Raw genomic sequence first — 12488 nt, 5'->3', positions numbered from 1 at the left:
GTTGATGCCTTTCGAGTTGGGGTAAGAGACTTCTCGAAGGATCACACGGTGACCGCGTTCACGTCAGCAACGACGTGCGCGACCACCGTGGGTTACACCACTATGCGGGACTCCACTCGCGACCCGCCGTAGTCGTGCAAGATGAGCTCTTCGACGGGCTCGACTCTGTCACTGTCTGCCCGCTCACGTCCACGCTGGTCGATGCGCCGCTACTGCGATTGCCGATTGCGTCGACCGAGGTCTCAGGCATCGAGACCGACAGCCACATCATGATCGACAAAATCACGACAGTCCGACGCACCAACGTCGGATCTCGGGTGGGCGAGATCAACCCACAGCAACTGGTCGAGCTGGAGCGCCGACTCCTCGTCTTTCTCGGCATCGCCCGATAGGGGAAGCTGGCGCGGCCCCTACGCGAGCGTGCGCCGGAAGAACGCGTCGATGCGCTGCCACGCGTCCTCCGCCTCGACCGGGCGGCGGCCGGGCCCCATGACGGGTCGCATGATGACGCGCAGGAGCGCCGGGCCAGACGGGCGCTCGTTGAGGAACGCGTGCCCGGCATCCGGGTACTCGACCACGTCGTGCTCGATGCCGCGGGCGGCGAGGGCGGCATCCAGTCTCGGGGCCGCGCCGCGCAGACTGCGATCGCGCGAGCCGTAGCTGCCGACGATGGGGCACGCACCGTCGAGCGTGTCGTCGAGGTCGGCGGGGAGCATCCCATAATTTACGGATGCTGCGCCGAAGCCCCCGCGACCCGCGAGCAGCAGGGCGAAGCCTCCGCCCATGCAGAACCCCACCACCCCCACGTGCTCGGTCGTGTCGGCGCGCGCCCGCAGCGTCGCCCGGGCCGACTCGATGTCGTCGAACGCTGCGCCCGTGCCGCGTCGCAGCGCTCGAAACGTGGCGACCAGGCACCGCCGGGCGCCGCCGCGGCTGTACAGGTCGGGCATGAGAACGAGGTAGCCGAGGCGCGTGAGGCGCTCGAGGTGGTCGCGCATCGCGTCGTCGACGCCGAATGCCTCGTGCAGCACGACGAGCGGCACGAACGGGCCCTCGCCGTCGGGAACCCCGAGCAGTCCGCGCAGCTCACCGGGGCGCGGGTCGCCGGGCTGCGGGATCGCGACGTCGGTGAGGGTCATGACGGCACTGTAGCCCGCGCGGCCCCGCGCTCAGCAAGGCTGGGTCAGCAGTCGCAGCGAATGCCCTCCGCCGCCGAACCCGCCGCGGGCACAGGCGCGGTCAGCGGATCCACCTCGCGGTGCACGTGCCCCTCCGCCGACTCGACGGGCAGGCCTTCACGCGCCCAGTACTCGAAGCCGCCGAGCAGCTCCTTGACCGGCCACCCCGCACTCGTGAGGGCGTGGGCGGCTTTCGCGCCGCCATTGCAGGCCGGCCCCCAGCACATGACGACGGTCGGCAAGGCCGGGTCGAGCTCGTCGAGCCGGTCGAGCAGCTCGGCGCGGGGAATGTGCACGGCGCTCGCGGCGTGACCCTGGTTCCACGCGGCGTGGCCCCGAACATCCACGAGCTGCACCCGCTCGCCCGCCTCGATCGCCGCCGCCACGTCGCTCGGGTCGGTCTCGAAGGCGAGGCGCGCCGCGAAGTGCGCGGCGGTGGCCGACGGCTCGGCGAACGGCCCCAGCAGGGACGATGTCGGGATGCCCGGGGCGACGTCTGCGCTCATGCTCATGCCGCCAGGCTAAGGCCGGCGAGCCCCGCGCGACCGGGGTTGGCGCGAAGGCGCGCACGCCTGGCGGGAACAGAACGGCGCGCCACCCTGTTGACCCGAACATGACTGACACGATTGCTCCCGACCGCGTGACCATGTACGGCGCCGACTGGTGCCGCGACTGCCGCCGCACCGAGGCCCTGCTCAACGACCTCGGCGTCGAGTGGACGAAGGTCGACGTGGAAGCCTCCGCCGAGGCGGCCGCGCAGGCGCAGGCGATCAGCGGCCGCATGAACATTCCCGTCGTGGTCTTTCCCGACGGCAGCCACCAGGTCGAGCCGAGCGACGCCGCCGTGCGCGACAAGCTCGCCGCGCTCGGCGCGCTCTAGGCCGTCGCAACCCGCTGGGGCGCCCGGCTCGCCACGTTCTACCGGATGCGCCCCACGCCCGGCACCAACCGCCCCACGCGCGCGGCGTACTGCGCGTACGCGTCGTAGCGCTCGAGCAACATCCGCTCCTCGAAGCGCGACTTGACCATGAGGGTCACGAGCAGCGCGACCCATGCGCCGAGGTGCCATGGTGATGCCCCGATGACGGCGAGGCCGGCGCCGAGCACGAGCAGCCCCGAGTAGATGGGGTGCCGGGCGAGGGCGAAGACACCCGTCGTGACGAGTTCCGCCTCGGCGAGCGGAACGGGGCTCGGCGTGAGCGCGCGTCCGAGGCCGACGCCGGCGATGACCGCGATCACGAGCCCGACGACGACGAGCGCCCCGCCCACGAGGAACGTCACGCCGTCCCGCACCCACAGCGCCCCGGGCGGCACGACGACGAGCACCAGGAGGAGGGCGAACTGGATGGCCACGAGCGTCCAGGCGGCCGCGGTTCGCCGGGCGGGAGTCATGCCCGCAGGCTACTCCGCGACGCGCTCACCGCGCGAGGGCGTACGCTCAGCACGACGGAGTCATCGTGGCTCTCGACATCGAGACGAGCGAGCACATGGGCGAGAAGTCCGCACGCAAGAACACCGCCAAGACCGCAGCATCGAAGACGCTCAAGGAGAAGCGCGTCGCCAAGGCCGACAAGAAGGCCGCGAGCAACCGCATGGAGAGCTCCGACGCCGTCTCGAAGGCCGCGAAGCGCTAACACCGCAAGACGTCATCGTCGCGCGACACTAGCGCCGTGGCACTAGCGTGACGCCACTAGACCGCGCGCTTCTTCTGCGCCGCGAGCAGGTCCTTCTCGTCGATCGGCGCGAGACCGCGCGCCCGCAGTGAGGCGTAGTACTCGCGCGCCTCCTCCTGCCGAGCGCGCTCCTGGCCCGTCGCGATGTCGGCACGAATGTGCTCGTCGCGCAGCTCGAACGCGTCCGTCAGCTCGAGAGCGTGGGGGCGCAGGCGCGGCAGCAACCGGTCGTCGATGTAGTCGGTGATCGCCTGGGCGCGGTGGTCGCTCAAGCGCCCGTGGATGACGTACCAGGCGAGGTTCTTCTCGATGAGACCCAGCCCGAAGAGGTCTCGCAACCAGGTGAGCACCTGACGGTTGCCCTCGTGCTCGACCTTCTCGAGCGCCTCCGTGAACGCCTCCCACTGCAGCAGTTCGCCGTGCGCCTTCGCCGTCTCGATGAGCGCGTTCTGGTGGCGGTTGAAGAGCGCCGCGGCATCCTTCTTCGGCAGCTTGGATGCACTGCGCAGCTTGCCCGCGAGCTCAGCCACCATGGTCTCGACCCGGTCGGTCAGCAGCTGCCGCTGCGACGCCGTGTCGCGCACGTAGCCCACCGATCGGGCCGTCGAGCCGAAGTCGGCCACCGACTGCACGAGGCGACGCAGCCCCGAGCGGTGCATGACCGCCTCGTTGACCTGGTCGGCGACGTAGTGCGCCATGACACCCGCGTCGGCCTTCGCGAAGGAGCGCGAGTAGTCGGTCAGCAGTCGCTTGGCGACGAGCTGCAGCAGCACGTTGTTGTCGCCCTCGAAGGTCGCGTAGATGTCGAGGTCGGCCCGCAGCTGCGTGAGTCGGTTGGCGGCGAGGAAGCCCTGGCCCCCCGTGGCCTCGCGGGCCTCCTGAATGATGTCGAGCGCCGCCCACGTGCTCAGCGGCTTGAGCGCCGCCGCGAGCGTCTCGAGGTCTTCGCGGTCGCTGTCGGTGTCGGTGCGACCCGAGAACACGCCGTCGAACTTCTCTAGGAACACCTCATGCGCGAACGACATCGCGTACGTCTGCGCGAGGCGCGGCAGCAGGCGGCGCTGGTGCCGCTGGTAGTCGAGCAGCACGACCTCGTTGTCGTCGCCGTCGTCGAACTGGCGTCGCTCCGAGCCGTAGCGCACCGCGATCGTCGTCGCGAGCTTGCTCGCCACAACGCACGCGCCGTCGAGCGACACACGACCCTGCACGAGCGTGCCGAGCATCGTGAAGAAACGGCGCCCCGGGCTCGTGATCGGTGACGTGTATACGCCGTTCTCGTCGACCGAGCCGTACCGGTTGAGCAGGTGCGTGCGGGGCACGCGCACCTGACTGAAGTGCAGGCGGCCGTTGTCGATGCCGTTGAGGCCGCCCTTGAGACCGTCGTCCTCCCCGCCGATACCGGCCAGGAAGTCACCGTTCTCGTCGCGCAGCGGAACGTAGAAGGCGTGCACGCCGTGGTTGACGCCACGCGTGATGAGCTGGGCGAAGACCACGGCGGACTTGCCGTGTAGGGCCGCATTGCCGATGTAGTCCTTCCACGCGGCGCGGAACGGCGTGTGGATGACCCACTCATCGCTCGCCTCGTCGTAGGTCGCCGTCGTGCCGACCGCCGAGACGTCGCTGCCATGCCCGGTCTCCGTCATGGCGAACGCGCCGGGCGTCGAGAGGTCGAGGGCGTCGGGCAGCCACGCCTGGTGGTGCTGCTCCGTGCCGAGGTGCAGGATGGCCGAGGCGTAGAGACCCCACTGCACGCCCGACTTGATCTGCATGCTCGGGTCAGCGAGCAGAAGCTCTTCGAAGCTCGCGATGAAACCACCGTGGTCGTCCTCGCCTCCGAACTCCTTCGGGAAGGCGCGGTGCACCGAACCGTGCGCGACGAGCAGGCCCAGCTGACCGAGCACGCGCTCACGCTGTGCGTGCATGTCGTCGGTCGGGATGCGGTGGAAGTCTTCGCGCCGCATGAGCTCGCGCGAAGCCCGACGGCTCTCCGCCCAGCGGCCCATGAGCTGCTCGCCGAGCGCGGCGACGTCGAGCTGAATGGTCGACCCCTCAGCCTTGTGCGCTTCGACTCCTTGCTCTGCGACGGGAGCGGCGGTGGCGGGCTGGGCGGGTTCGGCGTGCTCGGCAACAGGAGCGTCGCCGGTGCGCGGTTCACGAACAGAGGATTCACGAGTGGCCATGATTCGACGATAGAGCGACCGACGCACGGGCGGCAGCTCATGGTGAGCAGACGACGAACGCCGGCCCGAGCATCCCGCCCTCGGTTGTGGACATCCACACATTGCTGAGCGTTCGCCCTGTGCGCAACCTCTCGAATCGACGCCGCTTCGCTCTGTGCGAATACCCTCGGGGGTATGGCGCTCCTCTGGCAGAATGGGGTGATGCCTACCGTGAATCTGACCACAGCAGACTTCGAGCAGACCGTCACCGCCGAGGGCATCACCCTCGTCGACTTCTGGGCCGAGTGGTGCGGGCCCTGCCGGCAGTTCGCTCCCGTCTACGAGCAGGCGAGCGACCAGCACCCCGATGTGACGTTCGGGAAGGTCGACACGGAGGCCGAGCAGGCGATCGCCTCGGCCGCCAACATCCGGTCGATCCCGACCCTTATGGCGTTCCGCGACGGCGTGCTCGTCTTCGCGCAGCCCGGTGCGCTACCCGCGCCCGCGCTCGAGCAGGTCATCACGGCCGTGAAAGACCTCGACATGGACGACGTGCGCAAGCAGCTCGCCGAGCAGCAGGCGCAGCAGGGTGCCGCCGAAGCGTCGCAGGGCGCAGGCGAGGCTTAGGCCCCGCGCGCCCTGCTGAAGCGGAGGGGCGTCCCCGTTCGGGCAGTGTGCCTGCCGAGGCATGTGCCGTGAGAGGCACACAGCGAAAAGGTGCATCCGTCACGGCGCGGTCCACGCGCGAGGCATGGTCGCAAGGAGAGCGCACGCGCGTTTCGCACAGCGGCGCCCAGCGTCACCAGTCGTCCGGCGGGGGCGGCTCATCCTCCGGCGGCGGCTCGTCGAAGAACGGGGGCGGCTCGGCGGCCGCGACAGGCGGGCCCGAGCGCGAGGCGCCGCCGCGAACTCCCGCACGCGCACCGCTCGCCCCCCGCGACCTGTCCGCCGGCCCGGACGACGGCGCCCCGGAGTCTTCCGACGCCGCACCGGCGCCATCAGGCAGCGCCGGCGGCTCCTCACCACGCACGATCGCGAGCACGGCCTCGCCGTACTGCTCGAGCTTCTTCGCCCCCACGCCGCTGATCTCTCCCAGCTCGCCGAGCGAGCTCGGCTCGGTGAGCGCGATGCCACGCAGGGTCGCATCCCCGAAGACGATGTACGCGGGCGCGCCCAACTCGCGCGCCGTCGCAGCGCGCCAGGAGCGCAAGCGCTCGAACAGGGGCGCCGCCTCGCTGGGCAGGTCGGCGGGCGCCGAGCGGCGCGACGAGCGAGGCGCTCGCTTCGGCTCGCGACGCAGGCGCACCTCGCGCTCACCCTTGAGCACGGCGGCGCTCGCCTCGGTGATGACGAGCGTGCCGTAGCCGTCACCGTGCACCGCGAGGAGCCCCTGCGCGAGCAGCTGCCGCACGACGCCGCGCCACTCCTGATCGTTCAGGTCGTCGCCGATGCCGAACGTCGAGAGCGAGTCGTGCCCCAGCTGCTCGACACGCGGCGTGCGCTTGCCCGTGAGAATGTCGATGAGCTGCCCCGCCCCGTAGCGCTGCCGGCGCTCGCGGTCGAGCCGCACGACGGTCGAGAGCAGCTTCTGCGCCGGAACGGTGCCATCCCAGCTCTCGGGAGGGGCGAGGCACGTATCGCAATTGCCGCAGCGGTCAACCCCCAACGACTGCCCGAAGTAGGCCAGCAGCTGCACGCGCCGGCACTCGACGGTCTCGCACAGCGCGAGCATCGCGTCGAGCAGTTGCGACTGCCGGCGCTTGTACGCGGCGTCGCCCTCGTTGCGGTCCATCATCTGCCGCAGCTGCACGACGTCTTGCAGGCCGTAGGCGAGCCACGCCGTCGACGGCAGACCGTCACGCCCGGCACGCCCCGTCTCCTGGTAGTAGCCCTCGACGCTCTTCGGCAGGTCGAGGTGGGCGACGAAACGCACGTCGGGCTTGTCGATGCCCATGCCGAAGGCGATCGTCGCCACCATGACGATGCCCTCCTCGCGTAGGAACCGCGACTGGTGGTCGGCCCGCACTCGTGCGTCGAGGCCTGCGTGGTACGGAAGGGCCGGGATGCCCTGCTCGGCGAGCGCCGTCGCCGTCTTCTCCACGCTCGCGCGCGAGAGGCAATAGACGATTCCCGCGTCGCCGGGGTGCTCCGAGCGGATGAGCTGCAGCAGCTGCTGCACCGGCTGGTTCTTCGCCTCGATGCGGTACTGGATGTTCGGCCGGTCGAAGCTCGCCGTAAACCGCCGCGCCGCCCCCAGGTCGAGCCGCGCGACAATCTCGTCGGCGGTCGCCTGCGTCGCCGTCGCCGTCAGAGCAATGCGCGGGATGCTCGGCCACCGCTCGTGCAGCATCGACAGTGCCAGATAGTCGGGTCGGAAGTCGTGCCCCCACTGCGACACGCAGTGCGCCTCGTCGATCGCGAAGAGGGCGACGTTCAGGCGGTCGAGCAGCTGCCCCGTGGCGGGCACGGTCACGCGCTCGGGCGCGAGGTAGAGCAGATCCACTTCGCCCGCGAGCAGAGCCTGCTCGACACGGCGGCGCTCGTCGGGCGATTGCGTCGAGTTGAGGAACTCGGCGCGGGCGCCGACGGCGGCGAGAGCATCCACCTGGTCCTTCATGAGGGCGATGAGTGGCGAGATGACGACGCCGACGCCCTCCCGCACGAGGGCCGGAATCTGGTAGCAGAGGCTCTTGCCGCCGCCCGTGGGCATGAGCACGAGGGCGTCGCCGCCGCCCACGACGTGCTCGATGATCGCCTGCTGCTCGCCGCGGAAGGCCGGGTAGCCGAACACCGTCTCGAGCACCTGCTGGGGGGTCTGGGTCGCGATGCTCACCCGCCCCAGGCTAGTCGGCACCGCCGACGTATCCACCGTGCGCCCGCCACGTGTGGATGGCTAGATGTGAATGGCCGGGTCGATGAAGAAACCGTCGGGCCCTGCACCCGAGCCGGCGCCCCGGTCGAGCGGCCGCGAGGTCGCCGGAATGCCCGTCGCGACCGAATCGGGCGGTACGTCCTTCGTCACGAGCGCGAGCGCGCCCACCTGCGAGCGCGCGCCGATCGTCACCGGGCCGAGCACGGTCGCGTTCGCGCCGAGCAGCACGCCGTCCTGCACCGTCGGGTGACGCTTGCCCGCCGACTGCGTGCGGCCTCCGAGGGTGACGCCGTGGTAGAGCATGACGTCGTCGCCGATCTCGGCCGTCTCCCCGATCACGACGCCCATGCCGTGGTCGATGAAGAAGCGTCGGCCGATCGTCGCCGCCGGGTGGATCTCGACGCCCGTCCACGCGCGCGCCGCTTGCGCGATCATGCGCGCGAGCAACCGCAACCGCCAACGCCACAGCCGGTGCGCGATGCGGTGCCACCAGATGGCGTGCAGCCCCGCCGAGGTGAGGAACACCTCGAGGCCGCTGCGCGCGGCCGGGTCGCGCAGGCGCGCCGTCGCGATGTCCTCCCGCAGTGGCATCTAGGAGCGCAGGTCCTCGTAGAGGACGCTCGACAGGTACCGCTCGCCGTAGCTCGCGAGAATCACCACGATCGTCTTCCCGGCGTTCTCGGGGCGCTTCGCGAGCTCGATCGCGGCATGCGCGGTCGCGCCCGAGGAGATGCCGGCGAGGATGCCCTCCTCGGCGGCGAGGCGACGTGCCATGCTCACCGACTGGGAGATGTTGACGTCGATGATCTCGTCGTAGATCTCGCGGTCGAGCACGGCGGGGATGAAGTTGGCGCCGATACCGGCGATCTTGTGCGGGCCGGGGTCGCCGCCGTTGAGGATGGGGCTCTCCTCGGGCTCGACTCCGACGATCTGCACGCCGGGCTTGTTCTCCTTGAGGAACTGGCCGGTGCCGGTGAGCGTGCCGCCCGTGCCGATGCCCGAGACGAAGATGTCGACCGCGCCGTCGGTGTCGTTCCACACCTCGGGGCCCGTCGTGCGGCGGTGCACCTCGGCGTTCGCCTCGTTCTCGAACTGCTTCGCGAGCACCGCGCCGGGGGTGTTCGCCACGATCTCGGCCGCCTTCGACACGGCGCCCTTCATGCCCTCCGACCCGGGGGTGAGCACGAGCTCGGCGCCGTACGCCTTGAGCAGCATCTTGCGCTCCTCACTCATCGTCTCGGGCATCGTGAGGATGACGTGGTAGCCGCGCGCCGCGCCGATCATCGCGAGAGCGATGCCCGTGTTGCCGCTCGTGCCCTCGACGATCGTGCCGCCCTTCGTGAGCTCTCCGCTCTTCTCGGCGGCCTCGACGATCGCGACTCCCAGGCGGTCCTTGACGCTCGCCGAAGGGTTGTAGAACTCGAGCTTGGCGAGAACGGTCGCCTCGGCGCCGTCCGTGACGGCGTTGAGGGTGACGAGGGGCGTGTTGCCGAACGCCTCGGTGATGTCGTGATAGATGCGAGCCATGATGGTCTCTCCTCGGTGGGTCGGCGGTGGAAGTCTGAGGGGGCGGGGCTGAGCACGACGCACGCCCGCGAGCATCAAGGCTACGAGAGTCGTGCGCCCCGCGCGCGAATATGACGCTCGCCCCTCTCGCCTCAACAGGCGCGTACACCGAGTCATTCCCCCGGGGTGCGAGAATCGTCGGCGGGCCGAACGACCGCGGGAGGTGCACGCGTGCTCACAGTGGTACTCGGCCTGGCCGGTGCTCTCGTCTACGGCGCCGCCGACTTTCTCGGCGGTCTCGCCTCCCGGCGCATCTCGGCACTGCGCGTCACCGCCCTCGCGGCGCTCTCCGGCGTCGTTCTCCTCGCCGTCGCCGCGGTCGTCGTCGGTGGGGAGTGGAGCCGTGAGGCTCTGTTCTGGGGCGCACTCTCGGGCGTGACCGGGGCCGGGGCGATCGCCCTGCTGTACGCGTGCCTCGCGATCGGGCCCATGAGCATCCTCTCGCCCCTGACCGCCGTGATCTCGGCGATCGTGCCCATGACGTGGGGCCTCGTGACGGGCGAACGGCTCGGCGCGATCGCCTACCCGGCCCTCGGCCTCGCCCTCATCGCGGTCGTGCTCGTGGGATTCGTGCCCGAGAAGGGCGCGGTGCGGCCGAGCCTGCGCGGCCTGCTCATGGCGACCGGGTCGGGAGCCCTCATCGGCGCCTTCTACATCCTCATCGACCAGACGCCCGACGACTCGGGGCTCGTGCCGCTCGTCGCCAACCGCGTCGTCAACGCGACCCTCATGATCACGGTCATCGTCGTGCTGGCCGTCATCGCGGGGCGGCGTCACGTGACCGCTCGGGATGCTCCGCTCGCGATCCTCGAAGGAACCCACGGCGCCCCGCACGCGCTCGGCGGCGCGACGCCCGCAGCGGTTCGCCCCGGCACGACCCTCCTGCGCGCGAGCGCGGCGGCCCTGCGCGGCGGGTGGCGCGCCGGGTTCTGGCTCGCCGTCGGGTGCGGAGTGCTCGACGCCGCCGCCAACGCGATCGTGCTCATCGGGCTGCGGCTCGGCGACCTCACGGTCGTCTCGGTGCTCACCGCGCTGTACCCGGCCGGCACGATCCTGCTCGCAGCGGTCGTGCTGCGCGAGCGCATCGCGCGGCTGCAGTGGGTCGGGCTCGTGCTGGCGCTCGCGGCGAGCGCGATGCTCTCGCTCGCCTGAGCCGAGCATCCCGCACCGCGTCGAACGGGCGCCCGGCTAGAGCGCCGCGAGCTCGTCGAGCAGGGCGTCGCCCGCACGCACCTCGTGCACGACGGCGTCGATCTCGGCGCGACCCAGCAGCTCGTCGAGCCGGCGACGGCGCTGGCGCGTGACGAGCGTCACGACCGTGCCGACCTTGCCCGCGCGGCCCGTGCGGCCCGAACGGTGCAGGTACGCCTTGTACTCGTCGGGCGCGTCGGCCTGGATCACGAGCGAGATGTCATCGACGTGGATGCCCCGGGCCGCGACATCCGTCGCGACGAGCACGCTCACCCGACCGCTCGTGAGCTTCTCGAGGTTGCGCGTGCGCCGCGCCTGGTTGAGGTCACCGTGCAGACTCACGGCGGGGATGCCCGCGTCGTCGAGCTGATCGGCGAGCTCCTCGGCGAAGGCTCGGGTGCGCGCGAACACGAGCGTCTTGCCAGGGCCCGCGGAGAGCTGCTCGATGACGGCGCGCTTCTCGCGCTGCTCGACGAGCAGCACGCGGTGGTCGATCGTCGACGACTCCTGGTCCTCCCCCGCGACCTCGTTGACGCTCGGGCTCGACAGGAACTCCGTCACGAGGCTCGCGACGCCCGAGTCGAGGGTCGCCGAGAACAGGAGCTTCTGGTTGCCGGTGCGCGTGCGCCGGATGATGCGCTGCACGGGCTCGAGGAAGCCCAGCTCGCACATGTGGTCGGCCTCGTCGAGGACGACGATCTCGATGCGACTCAGGTCGAGCCGCCCCTGCTCGACGAGGTCTTCGATGCGGCCGGGCGTGCCGATGATGATGTCGACACCCCGGCGCAGGGCGCCGACCTGGCGGGCCTGCGGCACGCCGCCGTAGATCTGCGTCGTGAACAGCCCGACGCTGCGGGCGATGGGCTGCACGGTGCGGTCGATCTGCAGGGCGAGCTCGCGCGTCGGCGCGAGGATGAGGGCGCGCGGCGCACGACCCTCCTTGCGGTTCTTGCCCCCGCCGTTCTCCATGAGTCGCTCGACGAGGGGCGCCCCGAAGGCGATCGTCTTGCCACTGCCGGTGCGGCCGCGGCCGAGCACGTCCTTGCCCGCGAGCACGTCGGGAATCGTCGCCGCCTGGATGGGGAACGGCGTCACCGCGCCGAGATCCTCGAGCGTGCGCGTGATGTTGCCGCCGAGGCCGAGATCGGTGAAGGTCACGCCCTCCACGTCACGAGCCTGCACGGCGTCGGCCTCGAGACGTTCGAGCACGACGTCGTCGACCGGGCCGGCGGCAGACTTGCTCGGGTAAAAGCCCGCGTCGCGGTTCTCGGCGCGAGGCGCGCGGGTCTCGTCGCGGGGTGCGCGGGCGGGGCGGTCATCCCGACGGCGGGTGTCTGCTGCACCGACACTTCGGCCGCTGTCGCGGCGTGTGCCGCGCGACTCGCCGCCGCGGTCGTCAAACTGTCGGTCCTGCGGACGCGTGTCGCGGCCGTACCGGCGCGCGGGTCGCTCGTTTGCGGAATCCTTCTGCGGGCGCCACTCGGGGCGGTGCGCCGTGCGGCCCGTGCCCGTGCGCTGCACCGACACGTCCTTGCCGCGAGACGGGCGTCCGCCACGCTCGTCGCGCGAGGCGCGGTCCGAGCGCCCGCGGTCGTCCCGTGCGGGGCGGGCACGGTCATCGCGTGCGGGGCGGGCACGGTCATCCCGAGCAGGCCGACCGGCGTCGTCGCGCCCACCGCGCGCAGCGCGCTCGTCGCGCACCTCGCGGTCGCCGCGCGAGCGCTCCGGGGCGTGGCCGCGGTCGACGCGCTCCTCGCGGCTCCAGCGCGCCTTCTTCGCGGGCGCGTCGGCATCCTCGGGGCGGTAGCCGCGGTGGCCGGGGCTGCGCGAGCCGCTCGCGGCGGCGGCG

The 12488-nt window shown here is 71.1% G+C and carries 13 protein-coding genes; 5 read left to right on the top strand and 8 right to left on the bottom strand.

The annotated features are described in order from the left end of the window. Nucleotides 1-74: 74 nt before the first annotated feature. A complete protein-coding gene (locus FK219_RS12725) occupies nt 75-392 on the top strand; it encodes a type II toxin-antitoxin system PemK/MazF family toxin (RefSeq protein WP_152584245.1) in 318 nt (105 codons plus the stop codon). 18 nt (nt 393-410) lie between these two features. On the opposite strand, the gene FK219_RS12720 is transcribed toward FK219_RS12725, so the two are convergent. Together FK219_RS12720 and FK219_RS12715 are read right to left on the bottom strand one after the other, a co-directional pair. Further along, a complete protein-coding gene (locus tag FK219_RS12720; RefSeq protein ID WP_152584244.1) occupies nt 411-1139 on the bottom strand; it encodes a dienelactone hydrolase family protein in 729 nt (242 codons plus the stop codon). A gap of 44 nt (nt 1140-1183) precedes the next feature. Beyond that, nucleotides 1184-1690, bottom strand: a complete 507-nt coding sequence (locus FK219_RS12715) for a rhodanese-like domain-containing protein (protein WP_152584243.1) — start codon at nt 1688-1690, stop codon at nt 1184-1186. A 101-nt stretch (nt 1691-1791) separates the two neighbouring features. On the opposite strand from FK219_RS12715, the gene FK219_RS12710 reads away from it, so the two are divergent. Next, on the top strand, nt 1792-2058 hold the full coding sequence (locus tag FK219_RS12710) for a glutaredoxin family protein (RefSeq protein WP_152584242.1): 267 nt from the start codon (nt 1792-1794) through the stop codon (nt 2056-2058). 38 nt (nt 2059-2096) lie between these two features. Here the strand turns inward: FK219_RS12710 and FK219_RS12705 are convergent, their stop codons facing one another. Then, nucleotides 2097-2570 (bottom strand): methyltransferase family protein, encoded by a 474-nt coding sequence (locus FK219_RS12705; protein ID WP_152584241.1) that lies wholly within the window; start codon nt 2568-2570, stop codon nt 2097-2099. A 65-nt stretch (nt 2571-2635) separates the two neighbouring features. On the opposite strand from FK219_RS12705, the gene FK219_RS12700 reads away from it, so the two are divergent. Continuing rightward, nucleotides 2636-2812, top strand: a complete 177-nt coding sequence (locus FK219_RS12700; RefSeq protein WP_165638146.1) for a hypothetical protein — start codon at nt 2636-2638, stop codon at nt 2810-2812. A gap of 56 nt (nt 2813-2868) precedes the next feature. Here FK219_RS12700 and FK219_RS12695 read toward each other — a convergent pair whose 3' ends face one another. Further along, nucleotides 2869-5031: an acyl-CoA dehydrogenase family protein gene (locus FK219_RS12695; protein ID WP_152584240.1), complete on the bottom strand. Its 2163-nt coding sequence runs from the start codon at nt 5029-5031 to the stop codon at nt 2869-2871. Nucleotides 5032-5232: 201 nt separating this feature from the next. Between FK219_RS12695 and trxA the strand changes: the two genes are divergently transcribed. Beyond that, nucleotides 5233-5637 carry a thioredoxin gene (gene trxA / locus FK219_RS12690; protein WP_152584239.1) on the top strand — a complete coding sequence of 135 codons (405 nt, stop codon included), beginning with the start codon at nt 5233-5235 and terminating at the stop codon, nt 5635-5637. A 172-nt stretch (nt 5638-5809) separates the two neighbouring features. On the opposite strand, the gene recQ is transcribed toward trxA, so the two are convergent. From recQ to cysK, 3 genes are read right to left on the bottom strand one after another with little or no spacing between them, the layout of a single operon-like run. Beyond that, the gene (recQ, locus tag FK219_RS12685) at nt 5810-7843 is read right to left on the bottom strand and encodes a DNA helicase RecQ (RefSeq protein ID WP_152584238.1); all 2034 of its coding nucleotides are present in this window, start codon (nt 7841-7843) and stop codon (nt 5810-5812) included. Between the two features lie 60 nt (nt 7844-7903). Next, nucleotides 7904-8473, bottom strand: a complete 570-nt coding sequence (gene epsC, locus FK219_RS12680) for a serine O-acetyltransferase EpsC (protein ID WP_152584237.1) — start codon at nt 8471-8473, stop codon at nt 7904-7906. Then, a complete protein-coding gene (gene cysK / locus FK219_RS12675; RefSeq protein WP_152584236.1) occupies nt 8474-9409 on the bottom strand; it encodes a cysteine synthase A in 936 nt (311 codons plus the stop codon). Between the two features lie 210 nt (nt 9410-9619). Between cysK and FK219_RS12670 the strand changes: the two genes are divergently transcribed. After that, a complete protein-coding gene (locus FK219_RS12670) occupies nt 9620-10600 on the top strand; it encodes an EamA family transporter (RefSeq protein WP_328821694.1) in 981 nt (326 codons plus the stop codon). A 36-nt stretch (nt 10601-10636) separates the two neighbouring features. On the opposite strand, the gene FK219_RS12665 is transcribed toward FK219_RS12670, so the two are convergent. Continuing rightward, a partial coding sequence (locus FK219_RS12665; protein WP_152584235.1) for a DEAD/DEAH box helicase occupies nt 10637-12488 on the bottom strand: 1852 nt, incomplete at its 5' end.

This window comes from Microcella pacifica (assembly GCF_009371975.2).
Lineage (GTDB): Bacteria > Actinomycetota > Actinomycetes > Actinomycetales > Microbacteriaceae > Microcella > Microcella pacifica.
The sequence above is the reverse complement of the archived record's forward strand: the minus strand, read 5'-3'. Positions and strand labels throughout refer to the sequence as shown.

What these genes read in the sequence shown, in the direction of transcription:
- FK219_RS12695 (WP_152584240.1), bottom strand. Translation starts at nt 5,031, where the DNA reads ATGGCCACTCGTGAATCCTCTGTTCGTGAACCGCGCACCGGCGACGCT.
- trxA (WP_152584239.1), top strand. Translation starts at nt 5,233, where the DNA reads ATGCCTACCGTGAATCTGACCACAGCAGACTTCGAGCAGACCGTCACC.
- epsC (WP_152584237.1), bottom strand. Translation starts at nt 8,473, where the DNA reads ATGCCACTGCGGGAGGACATCGCGACGGCGCGCCTGCGCGACCCGGCC.
- FK219_RS12705 (WP_152584241.1), bottom strand. Translation starts at nt 2,570, where the DNA reads ATGACTCCCGCCCGGCGAACCGCGGCCGCCTGGACGCTCGTGGCCATC.
- FK219_RS12715 (WP_152584243.1), bottom strand. Translation starts at nt 1,690, where the DNA reads ATGAGCATGAGCGCAGACGTCGCCCCGGGCATCCCGACATCGTCCCTG.
- FK219_RS12710 (WP_152584242.1), top strand. Translation starts at nt 1,792, where the DNA reads ATGACTGACACGATTGCTCCCGACCGCGTGACCATGTACGGCGCCGAC.
- FK219_RS12720 (WP_152584244.1), bottom strand. Translation starts at nt 1,139, where the DNA reads ATGACCCTCACCGACGTCGCGATCCCGCAGCCCGGCGACCCGCGCCCC.
- cysK (WP_152584236.1), bottom strand. Translation starts at nt 9,409, where the DNA reads ATGGCTCGCATCTATCACGACATCACCGAGGCGTTCGGCAACACGCCC.